General features: G+C 67.9%; 22 protein-coding genes and 1 tRNA gene. 12 read left to right on the forward strand and 11 right to left on the reverse strand.

Features of this window, described 5'->3' with window-relative positions; genetic code table 11:
* Positions 1-79: 79 nt before the first annotated feature.
* The 3 genes from N4S67_RS02645 to N4S67_RS02655 form a co-directional block, all read right to left on the reverse strand.
* Positions 80-1,183: a nucleoside triphosphate pyrophosphohydrolase gene (locus tag N4S67_RS02645; RefSeq protein ID WP_260991378.1), complete on the reverse strand. Its 1,104-nt coding sequence runs from the start codon at positions 1,181-1,183 to the stop codon at positions 80-82.
* Between the two features lie 43 nt (positions 1,184-1,226).
* Complete coding sequence (gene mfd / locus N4S67_RS02650) at positions 1,227-4,871, reverse strand: transcription-repair coupling factor (RefSeq protein ID WP_260991379.1); 3,645 nt, start codon at positions 4,869-4,871, stop codon at positions 1,227-1,229.
* Positions 4,872-4,984: 113 nt separating this feature from the next.
* On the reverse strand, positions 4,985-5,590 hold the full coding sequence (locus tag N4S67_RS02655; protein ID WP_260992022.1) for a TetR/AcrR family transcriptional regulator: 606 nt from the start codon (positions 5,588-5,590) through the stop codon (positions 4,985-4,987).
* Between the two features lie 86 nt (positions 5,591-5,676).
* Between N4S67_RS02655 and N4S67_RS02660 the strand changes: the two genes are divergently transcribed.
* From N4S67_RS02660 to pth, 8 genes are all read left to right on the forward strand, one after another.
* A tRNA-Gln gene (locus N4S67_RS02660) sits at positions 5,677-5,748 on the forward strand.
* A 19-nt stretch (positions 5,749-5,767) separates the two neighbouring features.
* Complete coding sequence (gene glmU, locus N4S67_RS02665) at positions 5,768-7,279, forward strand: bifunctional UDP-N-acetylglucosamine diphosphorylase/glucosamine-1-phosphate N-acetyltransferase GlmU (RefSeq protein WP_260991380.1); 1,512 nt, start codon at positions 5,768-5,770, stop codon at positions 7,277-7,279.
* A 75-nt stretch (positions 7,280-7,354) separates the two neighbouring features.
* The gene (locus tag N4S67_RS02670; protein ID WP_260991381.1) at positions 7,355-8,335 is read left to right on the forward strand and encodes a ribose-phosphate diphosphokinase; all 981 of its coding nucleotides are present in this window, start codon (positions 7,355-7,357) and stop codon (positions 8,333-8,335) included.
* 1 nt (position 8,336) lies between these two features.
* Complete coding sequence (gene arsC, locus N4S67_RS02675) at positions 8,337-8,684, forward strand: arsenate reductase (glutaredoxin) (protein ID WP_260991382.1); 348 nt, start codon at positions 8,337-8,339, stop codon at positions 8,682-8,684.
* Positions 8,681-9,343 carry an LpqN/LpqT family lipoprotein gene (locus tag N4S67_RS02680; protein ID WP_260991383.1) on the forward strand — a complete coding sequence of 221 codons (663 nt, stop codon included), beginning with the start codon at positions 8,681-8,683 and terminating at the stop codon, positions 9,341-9,343. Before arsC ends, N4S67_RS02680 begins: the two co-directional genes overlap by 4 nt.
* A gap of 19 nt (positions 9,344-9,362) precedes the next feature.
* Positions 9,363-10,232 carry an oxidoreductase gene (locus N4S67_RS02685; RefSeq protein WP_260991384.1) on the forward strand — a complete coding sequence of 290 codons (870 nt, stop codon included), beginning with the start codon at positions 9,363-9,365 and terminating at the stop codon, positions 10,230-10,232.
* A gap of 134 nt (positions 10,233-10,366) precedes the next feature.
* A complete protein-coding gene (locus N4S67_RS02690) occupies positions 10,367-11,059 on the forward strand; it encodes a 50S ribosomal protein L25/general stress protein Ctc (RefSeq protein ID WP_260991385.1) in 693 nt (230 codons plus the stop codon).
* Between the two features lie 6 nt (positions 11,060-11,065).
* Positions 11,066-11,644 carry an aminoacyl-tRNA hydrolase gene (gene pth / locus N4S67_RS02695; protein ID WP_260991386.1) on the forward strand — a complete coding sequence of 193 codons (579 nt, stop codon included), beginning with the start codon at positions 11,066-11,068 and terminating at the stop codon, positions 11,642-11,644.
* On the opposite strand, the gene N4S67_RS02700 is transcribed toward pth, so the two are convergent.
* From N4S67_RS02700 to N4S67_RS02720, 5 genes are all read right to left on the reverse strand, one after another.
* Positions 11,641-12,333, reverse strand: coding sequence for a cutinase family protein (locus N4S67_RS02700; RefSeq protein ID WP_260991387.1), 693 nt, complete (start codon positions 12,331-12,333; stop codon positions 11,641-11,643). The two genes, pth and N4S67_RS02700, sit on opposite strands and share 4 nt — an antisense overlap.
* Before the next feature lie 41 nt (positions 12,334-12,374).
* Positions 12,375-13,223 carry an ABC transporter permease gene (locus N4S67_RS02705; protein WP_260991388.1) on the reverse strand — a complete coding sequence of 283 codons (849 nt, stop codon included), beginning with the start codon at positions 13,221-13,223 and terminating at the stop codon, positions 12,375-12,377.
* Positions 13,220-14,185: an ATP-binding cassette domain-containing protein gene (locus tag N4S67_RS02710; RefSeq protein ID WP_260991389.1), complete on the reverse strand. Its 966-nt coding sequence runs from the start codon at positions 14,183-14,185 to the stop codon at positions 13,220-13,222. The genes N4S67_RS02705 and N4S67_RS02710 overlap by 4 nt, the downstream gene beginning before the upstream one ends.
* A 65-nt stretch (positions 14,186-14,250) precedes the next feature.
* Positions 14,251-15,885 (reverse strand): fatty acyl-AMP ligase, encoded by a 1,635-nt coding sequence (locus tag N4S67_RS02715; RefSeq protein WP_260991390.1) that lies wholly within the window; start codon positions 15,883-15,885, stop codon positions 14,251-14,253.
* A gap of 313 nt (positions 15,886-16,198) precedes the next feature.
* A complete protein-coding gene (locus N4S67_RS02720; RefSeq protein WP_390893242.1) occupies positions 16,199-17,221 on the reverse strand; it encodes a 4-(cytidine 5'-diphospho)-2-C-methyl-D-erythritol kinase in 1,023 nt (340 codons plus the stop codon).
* Here N4S67_RS02720 and N4S67_RS02725 point away from each other — a divergent pair.
* Complete coding sequence (locus N4S67_RS02725) at positions 17,216-18,013, forward strand: serine/threonine-protein kinase (RefSeq protein ID WP_260991392.1); 798 nt, start codon at positions 17,216-17,218, stop codon at positions 18,011-18,013. The two genes, N4S67_RS02720 and N4S67_RS02725, sit on opposite strands and share 6 nt — an antisense overlap.
* Positions 18,014-18,019: 6 nt before the next feature.
* Here the strand turns inward: N4S67_RS02725 and rsmA are convergent, their stop codons facing one another.
* From rsmA to N4S67_RS02740, 3 genes are all read right to left on the reverse strand, one after another.
* Positions 18,020-18,952: a 16S rRNA (adenine(1518)-N(6)/adenine(1519)-N(6))-dimethyltransferase RsmA gene (rsmA, locus tag N4S67_RS02730; RefSeq protein WP_260992023.1), complete on the reverse strand. Its 933-nt coding sequence runs from the start codon at positions 18,950-18,952 to the stop codon at positions 18,020-18,022.
* Positions 18,949-20,076: a resuscitation-promoting factor gene (locus tag N4S67_RS02735; protein WP_260992024.1), complete on the reverse strand. Its 1,128-nt coding sequence runs from the start codon at positions 20,074-20,076 to the stop codon at positions 18,949-18,951. The genes rsmA and N4S67_RS02735 overlap by 4 nt, the downstream gene beginning before the upstream one ends.
* Before the next feature lie 73 nt (positions 20,077-20,149).
* Positions 20,150-21,004: a TatD family hydrolase gene (locus N4S67_RS02740; RefSeq protein ID WP_260991393.1), complete on the reverse strand. Its 855-nt coding sequence runs from the start codon at positions 21,002-21,004 to the stop codon at positions 20,150-20,152.
* A gap of 24 nt (positions 21,005-21,028) precedes the next feature.
* Between N4S67_RS02740 and metG the strand changes: the two genes are divergently transcribed.
* The 3 genes from metG to sigJ are packed head-to-tail and all read left to right on the forward strand — an operon-like array spanning position 21,029 to position 24,811.
* Complete coding sequence (gene metG, locus N4S67_RS02745; protein WP_260991394.1) at positions 21,029-22,612, forward strand: methionine--tRNA ligase; 1,584 nt, start codon at positions 21,029-21,031, stop codon at positions 22,610-22,612.
* A gap of 49 nt (positions 22,613-22,661) precedes the next feature.
* Complete coding sequence (locus N4S67_RS02750) at positions 22,662-23,900, forward strand: NAD(P)/FAD-dependent oxidoreductase (protein ID WP_260991395.1); 1,239 nt, start codon at positions 22,662-22,664, stop codon at positions 23,898-23,900.
* Positions 23,897-24,811, forward strand: coding sequence for an RNA polymerase sigma factor SigJ (sigJ, locus tag N4S67_RS02755; protein ID WP_260991396.1), 915 nt, complete (start codon positions 23,897-23,899; stop codon positions 24,809-24,811). Before N4S67_RS02750 ends, sigJ begins: the two co-directional genes overlap by 4 nt.
* The last annotated feature ends 101 nt before the right edge of the window (positions 24,812-24,912 follow it).

Raw genomic sequence — 24,912 nt, forward strand, 5'->3', positions numbered from 1 at the left:
TCCTGCCATAGTCCCACGCGCGCGCAGCGGTTCGGCAACGACGTACCGGTCGACGACATGAAAGGCCAGGTGAGCGCCCTTATTTGGACTCGGCGATCTCCGCCTCGTCGGGTGTCGCGGCGTCGGAGCGGGTGCCGTTGGCATCCGTGACGTCGTCCGCGGCGCTGTCGTCGAGCGCCGGTTCCGGCACCTCGGCCGGCGCCGGCTCGGTCGACTCGACGGTGGCGTCCTCGGTGCCCTCGTCGGTCGGCCAGTGGGCGCGCCACTCCTGTTCGGTGATGTCTCCGAGAGGGGCGGAGTCGAGTTCCTCGGGCACGTCGTCGCTGCGGCGTCCCGCGGCGACCGCCTGCTCGGTGTGGCGCACGGTGTCCATGAACTCCAGAACCGCCGACCGCAGGACGTTCTCCGCGTCGACGCCCGCGGTCACACTGACCGAGGTGATGCCGGCCGGGATCAGGTCGGCGGGCAGACCCGCCTGCGTGACGCGTTCGATCACCTTCTGCGCCAACATCAAAGCGGGTTGACCGGTCGGCACGTCGTCCATCGACGAGTTCCGCCTCTTCTCCAGCGCCTTGCGCTCCTCCCACTGCGCCAGCTGCTCGTCCAACGAGATGGCCTCGCCGGCCAAGACGGCGGGCACCCGGTTGCCGAGCTTGCGCACCAGCGAGTCCGCGACGTCGTCGATCGTGAACGAGTTCTGCGGCGCATCCTCGGCGATGCGGGCGTGGAACAGCACCTGCAACAGCACGTCACCGAGTTCGTCACGCAACTCCTCGGCGTTGCCGCCGCGCACGGCGTCGAACACCTCGTAGGTCTCCTCCAGCAGGTAGCGACGCAGCGAATCGTGCGTCTGCTCGCTTTCCCACGGGCCTGCGGTGCGCAGCTTGTCCATCATCGCGACCGCGTCGACCAGCCGCTCCCCCGACGCGGGCTCCGGCGCCGCGATCAGCTTGTCCCCGGCCGCCAACCGCGCTTTGACCGCGGGATGGTCGGGATCCGACGACAGCAGCACCGGCGCCGGGTCTTCTTCGTCGGCGCCGGTCATGCACGGCCGCGCCGCGGGCAGCGACCACGGCACCTTGATGGGCATCTCCTCGGTGTATTGCACGTCACCGGTGAGCAGGTCGATCGCGTCGACGGGGATCAGGGCCGGGCGGCGGGGGTCGACCAACACGACGGTCATCGGGATGACCTCCTCGCTGTGCATGCTGCGCGCGAACGGCAGCTCATCGCCGCAGTTCCTGACCCGACCCCGACTTCGTTATATCAACACTTTCCAGCGGTTTTCCATCGAGGGCCAACACCAGGCCTGCGACCATCCGCACCAGGTCAAGATCACGAATGCGGGGTGCGCCGACGCTGTCGCCGGTTCGCGGAATCGGCACTTGAATCGTCGATGTCGTCGCCCGGTAGCTCGCGCTCGGGTACATCCGCTTGAGCCGGAGTTGCTGAGAATCCACCAACTGCAACGGCGAGAGACGCAGCGTCGACGCGGACACCGAACTGATCTCGGTGATGCCGTAATGGCGGCACAGCAGCCGTAGCCGCGCCATCGCGACCAGTCGCTGCGCCGGTTCGGGCAGCGGTCCGTAACGGTCCACGAGTTCGTCGATCACCGCGTCGACACCGGCGTCGTCCGGCGCCGCCGCCAGCCTGCGGTACGCCTCCAACCGCAGCCTGTCACTGCCGATGTAGTCCGGCGGCAGATGGGCGTCGACCGGAAGGTCGATGCGGACGTCCTTCGGTTCCTCGGCCGTGGCAACGGTTTTGCCGTCCGCGGCCGCGCGGTATGCCTCGACCGCCTCACCGACCAGCCGGACGTAGAGGTCGAAACCCACGCCTGCGACGTGGCCGGACTGTTCGGCGCCGAGCACGTTGCCGGCACCGCGGATCTCGAGGTCCTTCAACGCCACGGCCATCCCCGCGCCGAGTTCGTTGTTCTGCGCGACCGTCGCCAGCCGGTCGTAGGCCGTCTCGGTGAGCGGAACCTCGGGCGGATACAGGAAATAGGCGTAGCCACGTTCGCGGCTGCGGCCCACCCGGCCACGCAGCTGATGTAGCTGGGACAGGCCGAACGTGTCGGCCCGCTCGACGATCAACGTGTTGGCGTTGGAGATGTCCAGGCCGGTCTCGACGATCGTCGTGCACACGAGGACGTCGTATTCGCGGTTCCAGAAGCCCTCGACCGTGCGTTCCAGTTGTTCCTCGGGCATCTGTCCGTGCGCGACGACGACGCGGGCCTCGGGCACCAGTGCGCGCACCCGTGCGGCGGCCTGGTCGATGGAGCGGACGCGGTTGTGGATGTAGAACGCCTGCCCGTCACGCAGCATCTCGCGGCGCAGCGCCGCGGCGACCTGTTTGTCGTCGTGCGGCCCGACGTAGGTGAGCACTGGATAGCGCTCTTCGGGCGGGGTCAGGATCGTCGACATCTCGCGGATGCCCGCCAGGCTCATCTCCAGCGTGCGCGGGATCGGGGTCGCGCTCATGGTCAGCACGTCGACGTGGGTGCGCATCGACTTGATGTGCTCCTTGTGCTCGACGCCGAATCGCTGCTCCTCGTCGACGACGACCAGGCCGAGGTCCTTCCACGTCACGCCGGTCTGCAGCAGCCGGTGCGTGCCGATCACGATGTCGACGCTGCCGTCCTTCATGCCCGCGAGCACGGCTTTGGACTCGGCGGGCGTGGTGAACCTCGACAGCCCCTTCACGGTGACCGGGAAGCCGGCCATCCGTTCGGAGAACGTCTGCAGGTGCTGGTCGGCCAGCAGCGTCGTGGGCACGAGCACCGCGACCTGTTTTCCGTCCTGCACCGCTTTGAACGCGGCCCGCACCGCGATCTCGGTCTTGCCGTAGCCGACGTCGCCGCAGATGACCCGGTCCATCGGAACGGGCTTTTCCATGTCGGACTTCACTTCGGTGATGGCGGTCAGCTGGTCGACGGTCTCGGTGAACCCGAACGCGTCCTCCATCTCGGCCTGCCACGGGGTGTCGCGGCCGAACGCGTGGCCTGCCGAAGCCTGCCGTTTGGCGTACAGCGACACCAGTTCGGCGGCGATCTCGCGCACCGCGCGGCGGGCTTTGGTCTTGGTGTTGGTCCAGTCGCTGCCGCCGAGCCTGCTCAGCGTCGGCGCTTCACCGCCGACGTAGCGCGACAGCTGATCCAGCGAGTCCATCGGCACGTAGAGCTTGTCGGTGCCGCCGCCGCGCTTGCTCGACGCGTACTCGAGCACCAGGTACTCGCGGCGGGCGCCGCCGACGACGCGCTCGGTCATCTCGACGAACCGGCCGATGCCGTGCTGGTCGTGGACCACCAGGTCGCCCGCGGTGAGCGCCAGCGGGTCAACGACGTTGCGGCGTTTGGCGGCCAGCTTCTTGCCCTCGGTGGCTGTCGCCCGGTTTCCGGTGAGGTCGGTCTCGGTGATCACCACGAGGTTCGCGCCCGCGATGACGACGCCGTCGTGCAGCGGCCCCTTGAGCACACCGACGACGCCTTCCTTGAGTACCGATCCGGGCTCCAGAAGACCTGCGGGCGTGTCTGATTCGGCCAGCTGCTCGACGATGCGCTGTGCGGTCCCCGCGCCGGGGGTGACTACGGCGGCGTAACCACCCGTCGCGACGTGGGCGCGCAGCATCGCGAAGATGTCGTCGATGTTGGACTGCTGGCCGCGCGCCGACGGCGCGGTGCGGATGTCGAGTTCAAGCGCGGACTCGTCGGACAACTGGCTCAGCGTCCACCACGGGTGCTCACCCTCGCGGGCCGCCGTGCGCGCCTCGTCGATGCCGATGAAGCCCGAGGCGCCCATCGCCTCCAGGTCGATCGGTGCGTCGCCGCCGACCGCCGCCGTCGACCACGACGCCTCGAGGAACTCGCGGCCGGTCTTGATCAGGTCGGCGGCGCGGGTTCGGACCTTCTCGGGGTCGCAGATCAGCAGCGGCGTGCCCGGGGGCAGGTGAACGGGCAGCGTGACGAGTTCGGTGGGACGCAACAGCGGCAGCAGCGCCTCCATCCCGTCGACGGGGATGCCCTCCGCCAGCTTGGCCAGCATGTCGGGCACGCTGCCGTGCACTGCGTTCTCGTACGCGGGGTGCTCGCGGGCCAGTGCCGCTGCCCGGGTGCGCACGTCGTCGGTCAGCAGCAGTTCGCGGCACGGCACAGCGATCAGCGCCTCGACGTCGACCTCGGCGATCGACCGCTGGTCGGCGACGGCGAACATCCGCATCTCGGAGACCTCGTCGCCCCAGAACTCGACCCGCACGGGGTGTTCGTATGTGGGCGGGAACACGTCGAGGATGCCGCCGCGCACTGCGAACTCGCCGCGCTTGGCGACCATGTCGACGCGCGTGTAGGCCCGTTCGACGAGGCGGAAGATGACGTCGTCGAATTCGACCTCGGCGCCGACGGTCAGCGTCACCGGTTCGATGTCGGCCAGGTCGGGGGCCATCGGCTGCAGCAGCGAGCGGGCCGTGGTGACCACGACACGCAGCGGCGGCCCGAGGCGCTCGTCGTCGGGGTTCGCCAGCCGGCGAAGCAGCATCATCCGCGCGCCGACGGTGTCGACCCCCGGGGACAGGCGCTCGTGCGGCAGCGTCTCCCAGGACGGGAACATCGCCGCCGCGTCGCCGAACACGCCGCGCAGTTCGGCGGTCAGATCGTCGGCTTCGCGGCCGGTGGCGGTGACGACGAGAAGCGGGCCGGCCTGCGCGAGGGCGCACGCCGCGAACAGCCGGGCGCTGGCCGGGCCGTTCAGGGCGAGATCGGCGGGCCTGTCGGCGGCACGGCGGGCGACCTCACTCAGGGAGGGGTCACGCAGCGCCAGGTCAACGAGGCCCGCGATCGGGGTATGGACACGAATGGTCCCCGATGCGGTCATGATGCATCCATCGTAGGCAAGTCCCCGTCGTCGCTGATTTCTGCGTCAGCGTCGCTCTTCGGGCGAAAACACAACGCTGGTGCAGAATTCGGCGATACCCGGCAGGCGGGGTCCTACTCGTCGACCAGTTGCGGGTCGTCCTCCAGATGCATCAGCCCGTTCCAGCACAGGTTGACCAGATGCGCGGCGACGACCTCCTTCTTCGGCTCGCGCACGTCGAGCCACCACTGCGCGGTCATCGACACCGAGCCGACCAGCGCCTGGGCGTACAGCGGCGCCATGTCCGGATCGAGGCCGCGGCGGGAGAAGTCACCGGCCAAAATCGACGAGACCTGGTTGACGGCCTCGTTGAGAAGAGTCGAGTAGGTGCTGCCGGATGTGATAGCCGCCGGGGAGTCGCGGATCAGGATGCGGAACCCGTCGGTGCGCTCGTCGACGTAGGTCAGCAACGCGAGCGCGACGCGTTCGATGCGCAGCCGCGACCGATTGTTGGTCATCTTGGTCAGCGACGAGGTGATGCCGTCGAGCAACGCCGACATCTCGCGGTCGACGACCACGGCGTACAGGCCTTCCTTGCCGCCGAAATGCTCGTACACGACGGGCTTGGACACGTTGGCCCGCTGCGCGATCTCCTCGATCGAGGTGCCCTCGTAGCCGCGCTGGGCGAACAGCGATCGCGCCACGTCGATCAGCTGATGGCGCCGCTCCGCACCGGTCATCCTGGCGCGGGGCGCACGCACTTCCTTGTCCAGCGCAGCCACGCCTTCGAGGGTAGTTGCTTCGACTAGCATCACTAGCTGATCAATCCGTCGTGGTGTAATCGGCAGCACCTCTGATTTTGGTTCAGATAGTTCAGGTTCGAGTCCTGGCGACGGAGCAAGCTAAGGATCTCTCTCATGACGAACCAGCATCGCGAAGCCGCGGTCGTGGTCTTGGCGGCCGGCGCCGGGACCCGCATGCAGTCGGACACCCCGAAGGTGCTGCACACCCTGGCCGGCCGCAGCATGGTCGCCCACGCGCTGCACGCGGTGGCCAAGGTCGCCCCGCAGCACCTGGTCGTGGTGCTGGGCAAGGATCGTGAACGCATCGCACCGGCTGTCGACGAACTCGCCGGTGACCTGGGCCGCAGCATCGACATCGCCGTGCAGGAGGAACAACTCGGCACCGGTCACGCCGTGGCGTGCGGGCTGGCCTCGCTGCCGGAGCAGTTCGCCGGCGTCGTGGTCGTGACGTCAGGCGACGTGCCGCTGCTCGACGCCGACCTGCTGGCCGACCTGATCGAGACTCACAGCGCCGAACACGCCGTCGCGACCGTGCTCACCACCACGCTGCCGGACCCGACCGGTTACGGCCGCATCCTGCGCACGCAGGACCGCGAAGTGATCGGCATCGTCGAGGAATCCGACGCCAGCCCGTCGCAGCGGGCCATCACCGAGGTCAACGCCGGGGTATACGCCTTCGACGTCGGCGCGCTGCGCTCGGCGCTGGGCCGGCTGGGCAGCGACAACGCCCAGCACGAGCAGTACCTGACCGACGTCATCTCGATCATCCGCTCCGACCACCAGATCGTGCGGGCCAAGCACGTGGACGACTCCGCGCTGGTGGCCGGCGTCAACGACCGCGTGCAGCTGGCCGAACTGGGCGCCGAGCTGAACCGCAGGATCGTGGCCACCCATCAGCGCAACGGGGTGACCGTCATCGACCCGACGACCACGTGGATAGACGTCGACGTGACCATCGGCCGCGACACCGCGATCCAACCCGGCACCCAGCTGCTCGGCGCGACCCGCATCGGTGCGCGGTGCGTCATCGGACCCGACACGACGTTGGCCGACGTCACCGTCGGCGACGCGGCGTCGGTGGTCCGCACCCACGGCGGGCAGGCGGTGATCGGCGCGGGCGCGGCGATCGGCCCGTTCGCCTATCTGCGGCCGGGGACGGTGCTGGGCGATGCCGCCAAGGTGGGCGCGTTCGTCGAGGTGAAGAACTCGACGATCGGCGCGAGCACCAAAGTGCCGCACCTGACCTACGTCGGGGACGCCGACATCGGCGAGCACAGCAATATCGGCGCATCGAGTGTCTTCGTCAACTACGACGGCGAGACCAAGAGCCGCACCACCATCGGCTCGCACGTGCGCACCGGCTCGGACACCATGTTCGTGGCGCCGGTGACGATCGGCGACGGCGCCTACACCGGCGCAGGCAGCGTGATCCGCGAGGACGTGCCCCCCGGCGCGCTGGCGGTGTCGGCGGGTCCGCAGCGCAACATCGAAGGCTGGGTCGAGCGCAAGCGGCCGGGATCGGCGGCAGCCGCCGCAGCGGCGGCGGCATCGGGCCGCGCACCTGGCGAAGCGGTGGGCCGCGCATCTGGCGAAGACGACAACGCGGACGACGCCGCCAGGCCGTGAACCGGTTGCCGATCGTTCGCGCTCTGGCTACCCGTACGATGAGGCCGTATCGATCCCCCAAGCAATGAGGGCACCGTGGGCACCGAGTGGACCGACAATCGCAAAAATCTCATGCTCTTCTCGGGTCGCGCGCACCCCGAATTGGCCGAGCAGGTAGCCAAAGAGCTCGACGTGCCGGTCACCGCGCAGACCGCCCGCGACTTCGCCAACGGCGAGATCTTCGTCCGGTTCGACGAGTCGGTGCGCGGCTGCGACGCGTTCGTCCTGCAGTCCCATCCGGCGCCGCTGAACACGTGGTTGATGGAACAACTGCTGATGATCGACGCGCTCAAGCGCGGCAGCGCCAAGCGGATCACCGCGATCCTGCCGTTCTACCCGTATGCGCGGCAGGACAAGAAGCACCGCGGCCGCGAACCGATCTCGGCCCGCCTGGTCGCCGACCTGCTCAAGACCGCGGGTGCCAACCGAATCCTCACCGTCGACCTGCACACCGATCAGATCCAGGGCTTCTTCGACGGCCCGGTCGATCACATGCGCGCGCAGAAACTGCTGACCGGTTACATCGCCGAGAACTACGCCGACCACGACATGGTGGTCGTCTCCCCCGACTCCGGCCGCGTCCGCGTCGCGGAGAAGTGGGCCGACTCACTCGGCGGCGTTCCGCTGGCGTTCATTCACAAGACGCGAGATCCGTTGGTGCCCAACCAGGTCGTGTCGAACCGCGTCGTCGGTGACGTGCGCGGCAAGACGTGCGTCCTGACCGACGACATGATCGACACCGGCGGCACCATCGCCGGTGCGGTCAACCTGCTGCGGCAGGACGGCGCCAGCGACGTGATCATCGCCGCCACGCACGGGGTGTTGTCGGATCCGGCGGCTCAGCGTCTTGCCGACTGCGGCGCCCGCGAGGTGATCGTGACCAACACCCTGCCGATCGGCGAGGAGAAGCGGTTCCCGTCGTTGACGGTGCTGTCGATCGCGCCGCTGTTGGCCAACACCATCCGCGCGGTGTTCGACAACGGTTCGGTCACCAGCCTGTTCGACGGGTCCGCCTAGCGTGCCTGCCGAAACGCGTATCTACCACAACCCGAAGTGCTCGACCTCACGCAAGACACTGGACCTGTTGCGCGACAACGGCATCGAGCCCGAAGTCGTGCAGTACCTGAAGACGCCGCCGACGCGCGCGGAGCTGGCGACGATGATCGCCGACGCGGGTATCGGCGTGCGAGCCGCGGTGCGCAAGCGTGAGTCGCTCTACGCCGAACTGGGTTTGGCCGACGCGTCCGACGACGAACTGCTCGACGCCCTGGCCGAGCACCCCATCCTGATCGAGCGGCCCTTTGTGACGACGCCCAAGGGCACCCGGCTGGCGCGGCCGATCGACACGGTGCGCGAGATTCTGTGACGGCTCGGCACTGCGTGATCGCGGCGCTGATCGTCGTAGGCGCCTCGGGCTGCGCCACGGAAGCCCCTGACTACCAGTCGATTCTGTCGACCACCCCCACTACGGCTACGACGTCCGCCACGGAAGCGCCAGAACCCGTCGCGGCGTATCTCGACCGCGTAGGGGTGTCGGGTGACCCCGTCGTCGCCCCCGACAAGATGCCCGACCTGACGGTGACCTTGCCGATGCCCGCGGGCTGGCAGCCGTACCACAACCCGAACTTCGCGCCGGGCACCAAGGTGATCGCCAAAGGCGAGACGTATCCGATCGCGATGCTGGTCGCGCTGCGGCTCAACGGGAACTTCGATCCCAACGAGGCGGTCAAACACGGTTATGCCGACGCCGAGATGTCGCAGAACTTCAAACGCCTCAATGCGTCGACGGACAACTGGAAGGGTTTTCCGTCGTCGATGATCGAGGGCAGTTACGACCTCAACGGCGCGCGGATGCACAGCTACAACCGCATCGTGTTCGCGACCGGCGCCGCGCCGGCCAACCAGCGTTACCTCGTGCAGTTCACGGTCACCGGTTATGCCGAGAAGGCCGTCGAGGAGGCGCCTGACATCGAGAAGATCATCGGCGGCTTCAATGTCGCGGTGCCCAAAGCGCCACCGAAGTGACCGCATTAGGGTTTGCGTCATGAGTCAGTGGACCTCTTCGGATCTGCCGTCATTCGCCGGACGCACCGTCATCGTGACGGGCGCCAACAGTGGCCTGGGCCTTGTCACCGCAAGCGAGTTGGCCCGCGTCGGCGCCAAAACGATCCTCGCCGTGCGCAATACCGCCAAAGGTGACGAGGCGGCCGCGAGCATGACCGGCGATGTCGAGGTCCGCAAGCTCGATCTGCAGGACCTGGCGTCGGTGCGCGCATTCGCCGACGGCGTGGACCACGTCGACGTGCTGGTGAACAACGCCGGAATCATGGCGGTGCCGTATGCATTGACCGTCGACGGCTTCGAGAGCCAGATCGGCACCAACCACCTCGGTCACTTCGCGCTGACGAACCTGCTCCTGCCCAAGATCACCGACCGCGTGGTGACGGTGTCGTCGCAGATGCACATGCTGGGCTACGTCAGCCTCAAGGACCTGAACTGGAAATCGCGGCCGTACTCGGCATGGCTGGCCTACGGGCAGTCCAAGCTGGCGAACCTGCTCTTCACCAGCGAGTTGCAGCGACGGCTCGACGCGGCCGGATCGCCGTTGAAGGCGCTGGCCGCCCATCCCGGATACTCGGCGACCAATCTGCAGGGTCACACCGGAAACCGGTTCGGCAGCAGGATTTGGGACGCCGGTAACCGGTTGCTGGCCACCCCCGCCGAGTTCGGCGCCCGCCAGACGCTTTACGCCGTCGCACAGGATCTTCCCGGCGACACGTTCGTCGGCCCCAAGTTCTCGATGTGGGGCACGACGGGCAACCACTGGCGCAGCCCCCTGGCCCGCGACGCCGGCAAGGCCACCGGACTGTGGGAGCTGTCCGATCAGCTCACCGACACCAAATTTCCGCTCTAGGCGGCATCTGCGCTACCCTCGGCAGCGCGTCACGGCGAGGGTGGTAACGACCACCGTTATCGACGGAACACGCAGCTTCGAGCTTGCGACCCTGGCCGTGCCCGACACCAACGACCGGCACAGGAGCAACGCACATGGCCAAGACCGCGGCCCGCAACACCAACAATCTGACCGCTTCGGTTCGCACCGAGACGGGTAAGGGCGCCTCGCGCCGCGCCCGCCGCGAGGGCAAGGTGCCCGCGGTGCTCTACGGCCACGGGACCGACCCGCAGCACCTGGAACTCAACGCCCGCGACTTCGCCGCCGTGCTGCGCCACTCGGGAACCAATGCGGTGCTGACCCTCGACATCGACGGCAAGGAACAGCTCGCGCTGACCAAGTCGCTCGAGATCCACCCGATCCGCCGCAACATCCAGCACGCCGACCTGCTCGTCGTGCGTCGCGGCGAGAAGGTCACCGTCGAGGTCACCGTCGTCGTCGAGGGCGAAGCCGTCCCGGGCACTCTGGTGACCCAGGACGCGAACACCATCCAGATCGAGGCCGACGTGCAGTCCATTCCGGAGCAGTTGACCGTTTCCATCGAGGGCGCCGATGTCGGCACGCAGTTCACCGCCGACGCCATCGAGCTGCCGTCGGGCGTGTCGCTGATCTCCGACCCCGAGACGCTCGTGGTCAACGTGGTCGCCGCGCCGACGGAAGAGGAGCTCGAGGCCGAGGGCGGCGGCGCATCGGTCGAGGAGCAGGCCGCCGAGGTCGCCGAGGCAGAGGCCGAAGCCGAGGGCGAGGGCGAGGACGCCGGGGCGGCGGCCGCCGAAGAGTCCGAGTAAGTCGGCATGGCCGATTCACTACTCGTGGTCGGCCTGGGCAACCCGGGGCCGCAGTACGCGACCACCCGGCACAACCTCGGATTCCTCGTCGCCGACATCCTCGCCGACCGCATGGGCTCGGGGTTCAAGGTGCACAAGAAGTCGGGCGCTGAGGTGGTCACGGGCCGCCTCGGCGAACGCCCGGTGGTGTTGGCCAAGCCGCGGACCTACATGAACGAGTCGGGACGCCAGGTGGGCCTGCTGGCCAAGTTCTATTCGATCCCGCCGGCGGACGTGGTGGTGATCCACGACGAACTCGACATCGACTTCGGCCGCATCCGGTTGAAGTCCGGCGGTGGAGTTGCGGGCCACAACGGCCTGCGGTCAGTCGCCTCTGCGTTGACTAGCAACGACTTTCAGCGCGTCCGCATCGGCATCGGGCGTCCGCCCGGCCGAAAGGACGGGGCGTCGTTCGTGTTGAGCACCTTCACCTCGGCCGAATGGAAGGACGTTCCGACGATCTGCGAACAGGCCGCCGACGCCACCGAACTTCTTGTGACGCAGGGGCTGGAGCCCGCGCAGAACACCGTGCACGCCTGGGGCTAGCCGGTCCGACCCGCCAGCGTGGTGACCGGCGCCGTAGTGGCGAGCCGGTCGGCGACGAACTGCGCTGCCTGCGTTGCCATTCCGGACTGGACATACAGGCTGTGCGCGGCGACGTCGTTGCCGTTCGAACACACCGGGTCGGCGCCGTTGCACAGGTCGATGGTCTTACCGCCGTAAGCCGGGCTCAGCGTGGTGAGCGGACCGCCGAGCAGCCGGATCGACGGGTTGCCGAAGACCGCGACGGCGGCGACATGGTCGGCGACACCGGCAGGTAGGGGTCGGGTGAACCCCAGTGTCGGGGTCTGAGCCAGCGCGAGCGCGTCGATGACCGCGGCACCCTGCGAGTACCCGCCGAGCACGATGCTGGTGTCGGGGCAGGTGGTCGCGATGTTCTGCACGAACAGGCTGGCATCGTTCGCCCCGTCGGCGGCACGCAGGAAGTCGCGCGTGGCCGGGTAGTTGACGGCGTACACGTCGACGGACTTGTCGGGCACGCGCGAGCGCAGTTCGTCGACGAACGCGTCGCCCACCCGCCCGATACCGACCGGCTCGCCGGTACCCCGGGCGAACACCACCTGAACGTCAGGACACGAATCTGCATGTGCGGTCGCGGTGACCGCGGGTGCGACGAGCGTCGCACACGAAACAATCGCTGCGGCAACGCCGATCAGCACCCGATTCATCTTCATGATCGGAGCAAACGCCGGAGCCGGTAGTTTTCATCCCGGGCCTAGTCGGCCGTGCGGCGGGCATAGGCCCGCAGCGCGAACGGCGCGATCACGGCCGTCATGGCCAACGACCACAGGATTGTGGCGAGCACGGGATGGTGCAGCGGCAACTGCGCCTCGGGCGGGGCGGGCGGACCGTTACCCCACAACTCCCGCATCGCCTGTGCCAGCGACGAGACGGGATTCCACTCGGCGATGACCCGCAGCCAGTGCGGCATCGGCTCGGTCGGCGCAAACGTGTTGGCCAGGAACGTCACCGGGAACAGCACGGTGAACATCACGCCGTTGACCGCCTCGACCGAGCGCATCAGCGAGCCGATGAGAATCCCGAACCAGATCATCCCGAAGCCGAACACCAGGATCAGCGCGAACGCCAGAACCGCCTCGGCCACACCGCCGCGGATGCGCCAGCCGATGCACAGTCCGGTGATGGCCATCACCACCACACCGAGCGACGAATGCAGGAGGCTGGCGACGCTGCGGCCGATGAGCACCGCGGAGCGTCGGATCGGCAGTGACCGGAACCGGTCGATGATGCCCTTCTCGACGTCGGCGGTGATGCCGGTGGACACCACGAATGCGGTGAAGACGATGGTCTGCGCCTGGATTCCCGGCAGCAGGAACTCCCGGTAGGACGCGCTACCCCTGGTCGCGATCGACGCACCGAAGACGAACGCGAACAGCAGCACGAACATGATCGGCTGCACGGTCACGTCGCTGAGCATCTCCGGCATCCGCTTCGTGTGAATCATGTTGCGCTTGACCATAATCCATGACTGCTGAGCGATGTTGGTCGGCCGGATCTGCGGTCGGTCGGTAGCGATACGTGGCTTCTGTTCGGTGACCGTCATGCGCCCGCCACCTCCGCTTGCTGCTCTGCGCGGTGGCCGGTGAGCGACAGGAAGACGTCGTCGAGGCTGGGCCGCGACAGTCCGATGTCGTCGACCTCGATCGCGCTCTCCTGCAGCCAGCCCGCCACCCGAGTCATGTCGGCGATGCCGTCGGCCGCCGCGGTGAGCTTGCGAGCACCCACATCGACGTGAACTTCCGCGCCGGTGCGGGCCAGCAGCTCACGGGCCGCGGGCAGGTCGGTGGCGCGCGAGACCGTCACCACCAGACTGGAGTTGCCGGCCTGCTCCTTGAGTTGCAGTGGCGTGCCCTGCGCGATGATCCGGCCGTGGTCGATCACGACGATGTCATCGGCCAATTGGTCAGCCTCCTCGAGATACTGCGTGGTCAACAGCAGCGTGGTGCCTTGGGCGACCAGGTGGCGCAACATGTCCCACAGGTCGCTGCGGCTGCGCGGATCAAGTCCGGTGGTGGGCTCGTCGAGGAACAGGACCGGCGGCGACGCGATGAGGCTGACCGCCAGATCGAGCCTGCGCCGCATGCCGCCCGAGTACGAGCGCACCGGCCGGTCGGCAGCATCGGCGATGGCGAACTGTTGGAGCAGTTCATCTTCCAACCGCGCCAGGTCCTTGCGGCGGATGCCGTACAGGCCGCCGATCATCCGGATGTTCTCGCGACCGGTCAGCAGTTCGTCGACGGTGGCGACCTGTCCGGTGAGCCCCATGTTGCGGCGCACCATGTCCGGCTCGTCACGCACGTCGTATCCGGCGACGCGGGCTGTGCCGCTGGTGGGCTCGGACAGCGTGGTCATCATCCGCACCGTCGTGGTCTTGCCCGCGCCGTTGGGCCCGAGCAGGCCCAGCACGGAGCCGGGCGGGACGGTGAAGCTGACCCCGTCGACCGCGCGGTTCTCGCCGAACTGCTTGACGAGATCGATCGCCTCGATGGCGGGTGCAGTGGACATGACACCGACGGTATCGACAGCCCCCGACACGGGGCCAGTCGATTAAGAACCGGGCGTCGGCGCGACTAGGTGACGAGCGACACCGAGTTGGAACGGCGCAACTTGCCCGACGGGGTCTTCGGGATCGTGCCCGGCCCCAGCACCACGACGTTGCGCGGCCGCACATCGACCTCGGCCACCACCTCGTGAGCGACCTGTCGTTCGATGCGGTGCACCTCGTCCGGGTCCTGCCAGGCGTTGGACTCGACCGCGACGGCGAACGTCTCACGCGAGTGCCCGGCATCCAGGCGCACCGCGACCGCGCAACCCGGCCGAACGCCCTCGACGCGGCCCGCGGCCCGCTCGATGTCAGTCGGGTAGATGTTGCGCCCGGCCATGATGATCACGTCCTTGACGCGGCCGCACACGATGATGTTGCCTTCCTCGGTGATGTAGCCGAGGTCGCCGGTGTCGTACCAGCCGTGCTCGTCTTGGGCGGGGATGAAGCCACCCATGGTGATGTAGCCGGGTGTCAGCGACTCACCGCGCAGCTCGATCACTCCGACGCCACGCGGCGGCATCACGTTGCCGTGCTCATCGATGACGCGCGCCTCCAAGTCCGTCAGCAGCGGGCCCAGCGAGGCCAGCCGACGGGTATTGCCCTTGGTGGCGGGCACGGCGCGGCGCAGCGCGGCCAGCAGGTCGGCGTCAACCTCGTCGACGACCAGACCGGCACCACACGGGGAGAACGACACCGCCAGCGTCGTCTCGGCCATTCCGTAGGCCGGCAGGATCGCGTCGGGGCGAAGGCCGAACGGCTTACCCGCGTCGAGCAGATCCTCGACGTCGGCGGGCTCGACGGGCTCGGCGCCCGAGAGCGCGAACCGCAGCGTCGACAGGTCGAACTGACCCGGCTCGGCCTGCTTGCGCAGCCGCTTGGCGAACAGCGCATAGGCGAAGTTCGGCGCCGCGGTCATGGTGCCCTTGTACTTGTCGATCAGCTTGGCCCACAGCAAGGTGTCCCGCAGGAAGTCCATCGGGGTGACCTTGACCAGCTCGGCACCGAAATACATCGGGATGGTCAGGAAGCCGACCATGCCCATGTCGTGGAAGCAGGGCAGCCAGCTGACCATGACGTCCTTCTCGACGTCGTACTCGGCGCCGATGAACATCGCCTCGGCGTTGGAGTAGATGTTGCGGTGCGTGATCTGCACGGCCTTCGGGGAGCCGGTGGAGCCGGACGTCAGCTGCATCAGCGCCAGATCGTCCTCCCCGACCTCGACGGGGTCGATCGGCTCCGAGGCCAGCAGGTCGGCGACGGTGAGGACCTTGATGCCCTTCTCCTCGAGCACTGGGATGGCCACCAGGAACGGCTCGGAGACGATGACGGCCTTCGCCTCGATCATGCCGATGACCGTCATGGTGTCCTCGGCCCAGATGACGAGGTCGGTGCGCGGGGTGGGCTGGTGCAGCATCGTGAGGCTGGCGCCGCGCATCCACAGGCCCTGCGCGGTCGGGGCGATCTCGACCGGGAAGCCGGCCAACACGCCGACGGCGTCGCCGTGGCCGATGCCCGCGGCCGCGAGACCCCCCGCGATGCGGCGGGCTCGCTCGTGAACCTCACCCCAGGTATGGCGGACCGGCTCGTGTGGCTCACCGGTGACCATGCCCGTCGTGACGGTGCGCGCGTTGCGGTACATCTTCTCGGTGAACCTGCTCACGACGACCTCCTTGGCTTCAGAGCAAAGGCCCTGAGGTTATGCTCCGCCTGCTCAGCGGCGTTTTCGCGTAGGCGCGCACACGAATTGGGCGCGGTTGTGTCACGAAACGGTGAGGTAGCCGACAGACGCTTGTATCCGACGATGCGCCCACCGAGGTTGACGGTAGGCGAAGTGGGCGCGTCCGAAGCTTGACCGCTAGTTTTCACCGCGCATCATCTTAAGCAACTCTTAAGTAGCCGCCAAACTGTCACGGTAAATGAGGTCTGGGTCACACCTGTTCGTGACCGGATCGATGCGTCGTCGGCGCCCGCGTCTACACCGATGTCGTCGGCGCGGGCACCACGCGGGCCCCGTGCACCGGTCCACTGGCCACCCGCACGGTGCGGCAGACGCCCGCGTCGGCCAATTGGATTCCGACATCCATTGCCGATGCGGCCGAGGTACAGAGGAACGCACACGTCGGCCCCGACCCCGACACGATGCCCGCCAGCGCGCCCGCCTCGGTGCCCGCCTGCAGCGTGCGGCCCAACCCCGGATCCAGGCTCAGCGCGGCGGGCTGCAGATCGTTGCCGAGCAGCGGTGCGAGCTCCGCGGGGTCCCCGGAGGCCAGCGCGGCCAAGACCGGCTCGGCATCGTCGAGCCGTGGCGGCGTCTTGCCTGCGGTGTCCCGCAGCCGGTCGATCTCGGCGAACACCGCGGGCGTCGACAAGCCGCCGTCGGCGAACGCGAGCACCCAGTGGAACGTGCTGCGGGCCAGCACGGTGGCCAGTTCCTCACCGCGGCCCGTGCCCAGCGCGGTGCCGCCGTGCAGCGCGAACGGCACGTCGCTGCCCAGTTGGGCGGCCAGCACGTGCAGATCGCGCCGCGGCACGCCCAGCTCCCACAGCTCGTTGATCGCGACCAACACCGCGGCCGCGTCGGCGCTGCCGCCCGCCATCCCGCCGGCCACCGGAATCGACTTCTCGATGCTGATCGCCACGTCCGGTGCCCGGCCGACGTGCTCGGCCATCAGCTCGGCGGCCCGCCACGCGAGGTTGCGTTCGTCGGACGGCAAAGATTCCACACCTTCGCCCGACATCTCCAGCGACAGCATGTCGGCGGTGCGGACGGTGACCTCGTCGAGCAGCGACACGGCGTGAAAGACAGTGGTCAGTTCGTGATAGCCGTCCGAGCGCAGATCGCCGACCTCCAGATAGAGGTTGACCTTGCCAGGCACCCGCACGGTGACCGAACCGGTGGGAACCCACTCGGATGCGGCGCTTCCGTCGGACACGGACCCGACACTAACGGTCGGGGCCTGTTCCCGGTCGCCGAACCCTACGCTGTGAAGGTGCATGGCCCAGGTGAGGTGTTCGGGGGCTACGTCATCGAAGGTGTCCTCGGCCACGGCGGTTACGCGACGGTGTATCGAGCCCGCCACGGCTCGGCCTCCGGCGGCGCGGTGGCCCTCAAGGTGCTCGACGAGCAACACCGGCACCTGGCCCAACTCGCCCGCCTCCGCCGCGAATTCGACTTCGCCCACCGGCTCGACCACCCGCATGTGATCACGGTGTACGAGCGCGGGGCGGGCTGGTTGTCCATGGAGGTGGTATCCGGCGGCAACGCGGCGGCCCTGCCGACGGTGCCGGATCGGCTTGCCGCACTGACGCAGATCGCCGACGCACTGGACTACATCCACAACCACGGCATCGTGCACTGCGACGTAAAGACGGCCAACATCCTTGTGCACCAGGACTTCAGACGCGACGGCGCGGTGCTCATTGACTTCGGCGTGGCATGCGCTGTCACCGACGACATCGGCTATCAGGCCGACCACATCGAGGCGTCCATACCCTACTCGGCTCCCGAACTGCTCACCGGCCACGCGCCGAGCGGCGCCACCGACGAGTACGCGCTGGCGTGTACCGCCGTCGAACTGCTTACCGGCACAACGCCGTTCACCGCGGACAGCCGACTGGGCCAGATACGCGCGCACCTGCACAGCGCGCCGCCGCGGCGATCTCGCGAAATCGACTGGCTGCCACGGGTTTTCGACGCGATACTGGCCAAGGCGATGGCAAAGCGTCCACAGGACCGCTATCGGTCCTGCCGCGAGTTCATATCGATGGTCGCCCGTGCGCTGCGCTGAGTGAGCCTAGATCGCGCTGACGGAGTCGTCCTGCTCGTCGCTGACGGCGGCCTTCGGCGCTTCGACTTTCGGCGTGTCGCTGACACCCGAGCGCTGCAACAGCCGCACGAAGTCCGCGATCGACAACGTCTCGCCACGGCGCGACGGGTCGATGCTGGCTGCCAGAAGCCGCCTGGCCGACTCGTTGCCCGAACCCGCCCATTCGGCGAACGCGTTGCGCGACGTCTTGCGCCGCTGCGCGAACGCGACGTCGATCAGCTTGAACACCTGACTGCGGAAGGTCGCGTCGGTGGGCCACGGCGAAGCCTCATAGCGGTCGATGCGCACCAGACCCGAGTACACGCGCGGGATGGGCCAGAACACCGTGGGCGAGACCATGCCGTAGCGGCGGACGTCGCCGTAGAAGCGGACCTTGGCGCTGGGCACGCCGTACTCCTTGCCGCCCGGTTCGGCCGCCAGCCGCTCGGCGACCTCGGCCTGCACCATGACCATCACGGTCCGGATGGAGGGGAACTCGGCGAGCAGATGCAGCAGCGCGGGGACCGCGACGTTATAGGGGAGATTGGCGACCAGCGCGGTGGGCTCGTCGGGCAGATCCGTCCGGTTCAGCGTCAGGATGTCCTGATTGACCACCGTCAGCCGATTGATCTCGCTGTGCGAATGCTCGGCGATGGTGATGGGCAACTGGCGTGCCAACAGCGGGTCGATCTCCACGGCCGTCACCCGTGAACCCCGGTCGAGCAGGGCCAGCGTCAGCGACCCGAGGCCTGGCCCGACCTCGAGGACGTGGTCATGGCGGTTGACACCGGACGACGACACGATGCGTCGCACGGTGTTGGCGTCGTGGACGAAGTTCTGGCCAAACGATTTGCGAGGCCGAAAGTCAATCTCTTTCGCCAGGTGTCGTATCTCGGTCCGCCCGAGTAGTCGAATGGTCAGCGCGTCCCAATCTTCCCGCTGCACGTCGGCCACGCGCCCCAACCTTGCCGCGCCCGGGTGACCTCAGCAATCGCGATTTGCTCTTCTCTTGTTGCCAGATCGGCCCTCGCAGCATACCGCAGACCCCCGTTGCGCTCCCACGTGTTTTGATCAAATTGGACACCCCCGTAAAAACCGTTGCCGGTATTGATGGCCCAATTACCTCCCGCTTCGCACCGCGAGAGCGCGTCCCAGGTGGCGCCGTTGGAGACCGGCGGCACCTCCGTGCCGGGTTTCGCGCCGATTCGCAGAACACCGTCACGGGCTGGTGCGACAACGACATTGGCTACTGGCAGCCTGCCGGTCTCGACTCCGTTGACCTTCGCGACCGCGAAAGTGACGTCCTGGGTGCCCGGCATTCCGGGGTCTTCGACGACCTGACGGCTCATGTTCAGCGTCACGTCTTCGATCCGTTTATTGGCCGGCGGCAGCGGTACACGCTCGGTGATTTTCTCGATTCGGACCCGGGTGACCGAGATTCGCATGCCGTCGACGACGGGTGCGGACGCCGCCGGCACCACTTTGTCCTTTTGCTGGAGCGGCGCTCCCGCGGCCTCCAGAAGGCTCGCGACGTTCGGTGCGGCGAGCCGTACGGTGCGCACTGCGCCACCGTCGTCGAGCTGCACGGTCTTGGCGCTGACCACCGGAAGGGACATCCCCGCCAGCGGGACGCGGCTTCCGCGCGACGCCGCCGCGGGCGCCTTGTCGGTCATCTGCAGCTGCGTGAGCGCCTCGTCGACGGTGGACGCAGTCGTCCACACCTGCCTGCTGTCGCGGCCGTCGAGCGACACCTGCAGCGGACGGCTGCGACGCAGCACGATGGTCTCGGACTGGCTCACCGGCTCATCGGCGGCGGGGTACAGGTCGTCGCGGTCGCCGACATCGAACCCGTTCTCCTCGACGACGTCGATCACCCGTGACTTCATCGTGGGCACCGTGATGGAGGCGCCGTCGACGGTGAGCGTGACGGTTTTGTGCGCGGCGACGGCGTAACCGCCCGCGAATGTCAGCGCCAGCAGCATCGCAGCGACAAGAAGCCGCAATACGGGCGAGCGCGATTCGTCAATTTTCGTGAGTATGTTCAAAACCTGATCTATCCCCGATGAGCGGCCCGAGCCAACGGCTCGGTATTCGGTCACCGAACGGTAACGAAAAGGCCTACGACCAGCAACTCGCCAGTCCGTAGACGCGGGCTGCCGTCGAAGTGGTTTCCTGCGCAACATCGGCAGCGTGCCGGCCGAGCAGCCCGGCAAGCGCGCGCACCGTGTAGGGCAGGCAGTACGGCTCGTTGGGCGCGCCGCGGAACGGGTGCGGAGTGAGGAACGGCGCGTCGGTCTCGACGAGCAGTTGCCCGGCCGGGATCAGCGGCGCCGCTTCGCGCAGTGCTTTGGCGTTCTTGAAGCTCACGGTCCCCGACAGGCTCAGTAGCCAGCCGTTGTCGACGCACGTGCGCGCCATCTGCGGCCCCGACGAGAAGCAGTGGAAGATCACCGTTTCGGGAGCGCCCTCGGCGGCCAGCACGTCGAGCACGCCGTCGTCGGCGTCGCGGTTGTGGATCATCAACGGCTTACCGGTGCGCTTGGCCAGCTCGATGTGCCACGCGAAGGCGTCGCGCTGGGTGTCGGGCGCGGCGCAGCCGTCGAGCTTGCCGGGCCAGTAGTAATCGAGCCCGGTCTCGCCGATGGCCACCACCCGAGGGTGGTCGGCCAGACGCTCGATCACGGTCTTGGCTTCGTCGGTGAGAGCGTCGGCGCGCGTCGGGTGCAGCGCCACGGCGGCGTACACGCGCTCGTCGGCGTCGGCGGCCTCGGTGACCCAGCGGGCCGACTCCAGATCATCGGCGATGGTCACAACGGCCTGCACCCCGACGGCCGCCGCCCGATCAAGGATCGCGGTGACGGCGGCCGCGTCCGTCGCGCCGCACGCATCGAGATGGGTGTGCGCGTCGATCAACGGGGTGAGCGGCTCGGGCGGTGGCGGCGGTTCCCGTCTGCCTGACGGCTTCTCACTCACGCCCACACCATAAGCTGACCCCAAATGGCTAATCACTCTCCCGGGGCGCAGGCGCCCACCCAAGGGGTGCCGTTCTACATCACCACCGCGATCGCCTATCCCAACGGCAGCCCGCACATCGGGCACGCATACGAATACATCGCCACCGACGCGGTAGCGCGGTTCAAGCGACTGGACGGATACGACGTCCGGTACCTGACGGGCACCGACGTGCACGGGCAGAAGATGGCCGAGACCGCCGCGGCCCAGGGCATTCCGACCGCCGAGTTGGCCCTGCGCAACTCCGACGTGTTCCAGCGGATGCAGGAGAGGCTCAACGTCTCGTTCGACCGCTTCATCCGCACGTCGGACGCCGACCATTTCGAGGCGTCCAAGGAGATCTGGCGGCGGATGAACGATGCCGGCGACATCTACCTCGATTCGTACAAAGGGTGGTACTCGGTGCGCGACGAAGGATTCGTCACCGAGGCCGAAACCACCGTCGGCCCCGACGGAGTGCGGGTGGCCACCGAGACCGGCGCCCCGGTGACCTGGACCGAGGAACAGACCTACTTCTTCCGGTTGTCCGCCTACACCGAGCGTCTCCTCGCGCACTACGAGACGCACCCCGAGTTCATCGAGCCGAACGTGCGACGCAATGAGGTGGTCAGCTTCGTCTCCGGCGGGCTGCGCGACCTGTCGATCTCGCGCACCACCTTCGACTGGGGCGTGCCGGTGCCCGACCATCCCGATCACGTCATGTACGTGTGGGTCGACGCGTTGACCAATTACCTGACCGGCGCGGGCTTTCCGGACACGTCGTCGGAGTCGTTCCAGCGGTTCTGGCCTGCCGATCTGCACATGATCGGTAAGGACATCATCCGATTCCACACCGTCTACTGGCCCGCATTTCTGATGTCGGCCGGTATCGAGTTGCCGCGAAGGGTGTTCGTGCACGGGTTCGTCCTCAACCGCGGCGAGAAGATGAGCAAGTCGGTCGGCAACGTCGTCGACCCGATCGCTTTGATCGACGCGTTCGGAGTCGACCAGGTGCGCTACTTCTTTCTTCGCGAGGTGCCGTTCGGCCAGGACGGCAGCTACAGCGAAGACGCGATCATCGGGCGTATCAACGCCGATCTGGCCAACGAGTTCGGCAACCTGGCGCAGCGCTCGCTGTCGATGGTCGCCAAGAACCTCGACGGCGCGGTTCCGGCGCCCGGTGAGCTCAACGCTGACGACACCGCGCTGCTGGAGGCCGCCGACGGGTTGATGCAGCGGGTGCGCGGGCATTTCGAGGCGACGGCCATGCACCTTGGGCTGGAGGCCATCTGGTCGGTGCTCGGCGCGGCCAACCGCTACTTCTCGGCGCAGGAGCCGTGGGTGTTGCGCAAGTCGGACTCCGACAGCGACCAGGAGCGGTTCCGCACGGTGCTGTTCGTGACGCTCGAGGTGGTGCGCATCGCTGCGCTGCTGAGCCAGCCGGTGATGCCGGACTCGATGGGCAACCTGCTCGACCTGCTCGGAGCGCCGCAGGACCGGCGGACCTTCGCCCATATCGCCGACCGGCTGACACCGGGTACGCCCTTGCCCGCCCCGGCCGGGGTGTTCCCGCGCTACCAGGTGCAGTGACCTGGGTCACGTTCTGTCACGGTCGGGCAGCGGCCGGTGTCTTGAGGGCATGAACGAAAACAACACACCAGACACCTCGCGGCTCGCCGCGGCTACCAAGGTCGTCGTCATCGGCGGCGGCTACTCCGGAACACTGGCGGCCAACCAACTGCGGTTGCGCGGCGACGTCGACATCACGCTGGTCAACCCCCGCCCGAAGTTCGTCGAGCGGATCCGCCTGCATCAACTGGTGGCCGGCAACTACGACGCATGCGTCGACTACGGCACCCTGCTCGGCGAGGGCATCCGACTTGTCGTGGACACCGCGACCCGCATCGACAGGGCACGCAGCGTGGCGCTGGCGTCGGGACGAGAGTTGGACTACGACTACGTCATCTACGCGGTCGGCAGCACCGGCGCCGTCCCGGCGTCCGTACCGGGCGCGGCCGATTTCGCCTATCCGGTAGCAGAATTGGAGCAGGCGCAGCGAGCGCGTGCCGCAATCGACAAGTTGCACCAGGACGCACCGGTCACGGTGGTCGGGGGCGGGCTGACCGGTATCGAGGTCGCCACCGAGCTCGCCGAGCAGGGTCACAAGGTGACGTTGGTCTGCGGCGGTCAACTGGTGCCGTCGCTGTCCGCGGCGGGCCGGCGATCGGTCGCCAAAGTGCTGGCCAAGCTGCGGGTCGCGGTGCTCGAGGCCGACGTCGTGACCGAGGTCCGCTCCGACGCTGTGGTCTTCGCCGACGGCGCCGTGCGCCCGAGCGCGCTGACCATCTGGACCGCGGGCTTCGGCGTGCCGGAGCTCGCGGCCGCCAGCGGCCTGCGCACCGACGCGATGGGCCGGCTACTCACCGACGAGACGCTCACCAGCCTGGACGACCCCCGCATCGTCGCCGCGGGTGACTGCGCCGCCCCGTCGGGCGACCCACTGCGGATGTGCTGCGCCACGGCCTCTCAGCTGGGTCCGCAGGCGGCCAACACCGTGCTGAGCCGGATCGCGGGCGCCGAACCCGCGCCACTGGAGTACGGCTTCGCCGGGAACTCGTGCACCAGCTTGGGCCGCCGCGGCGGCATCGTGCAGTTCGGCCGCAGTGACAATACGACGATGAACGCGTACCTCGGCGGCCGCGCGGGCGCGATCGTGAAGGAGGCCATCTGCAAGGGCACGATCTTGGGCCTGCGACTCCAGGCCCGCAGACCCGGCTCGGCGTACTGGTACAAAGGCGGTCCACGGCCTGAGAAGCCGGCGTTCGGCGATGAGCGCTCGCGCGAAGAGCAACACACCGAGGTGGTCACGGGAACGTGACGACGACCGGCTCGACCGGCGGCGAACACGCCGAGCGGTTCACCCACCTGCGCCCCCTGCTGTTCACGATCGCCTACGAGATCCTGGGTTCGGCAACCGAATCCGACGACGTGCTGCAGGACAGCTATCTACGGTGGGCCGATGTGGACCTCGCGACGGTGCGGGACACCAAGTCCTATCTGGCTGCGCTGGTGACCCGTCAGGCGCTCAACGCCAGGCGCGAGAGCGCCCGCCGCCGTGAGGACTACATCGGGCCGTGGCTGCCCGAGCCGCTGCTCCTCACAGAAGACGATGCCTCCACGGATCTGGTTCTCTCCGAATCGGTTTCGATGGCCATGCTGGTGCTGCTCGAAACGCTCACCCCGGACGAGCGCGCGGTGTTCGTCCTGCGGGAGGTCTTCGGCTTCGACTACGACGAAATCGCCTCCGCGGTCGGGAAGTCCGCGGGCACGGTGCGGCAGATGGCGCACCGTGCCCGCGAGCACGTGCATGCCAGGCGTCGGCGGTTCGGACCCGTCGACGCGAAGTGGACGGCACAGATCACCGACCGATTCCTGACCGCGGCACACACCGGCGACGTAGAGGGTTTGCTCTCGCTCCTCGCGCCGGACGTCACGTGGACGGCCGACCACGGCGGCAAGGCCAGGGCCATACGGCGGCCGGTGGTGGGCGCCAAGAAGGTGGCGGCCCTCATCGCCCAGTTCTTCCGGGCGGCGCCACAAGCCGTGCCCGACATTCGCTTCGAGACGGCGACCTACAACGGCGCCCCAGCGGTCATCGCTTACAGCGGCGGCCGGGTCCAAGGCATGTTCCTGGTCGAGGTCATCGAGGGCAAGATCACCAACTTCTACGCCGTGGTGAATCCGGACAAGCTCGGCGGGATCACGGTCCCCCGCGCGATCAGCCGGTAGTGACGTCGGCCACACCGGCGGCAAACCTGTCACACTCTCGATGTGCGCGGTGTCTCAAGGCCAGACCGGCTCAACGGTGAGCTGGAAGACCGAAGGAGACC

This window comes from Mycobacterium deserti (genome assembly GCF_025345615.1).
Taxonomy (GTDB): domain Bacteria; phylum Actinomycetota; class Actinomycetes; order Mycobacteriales; family Mycobacteriaceae; genus Mycobacterium; species Mycobacterium deserti.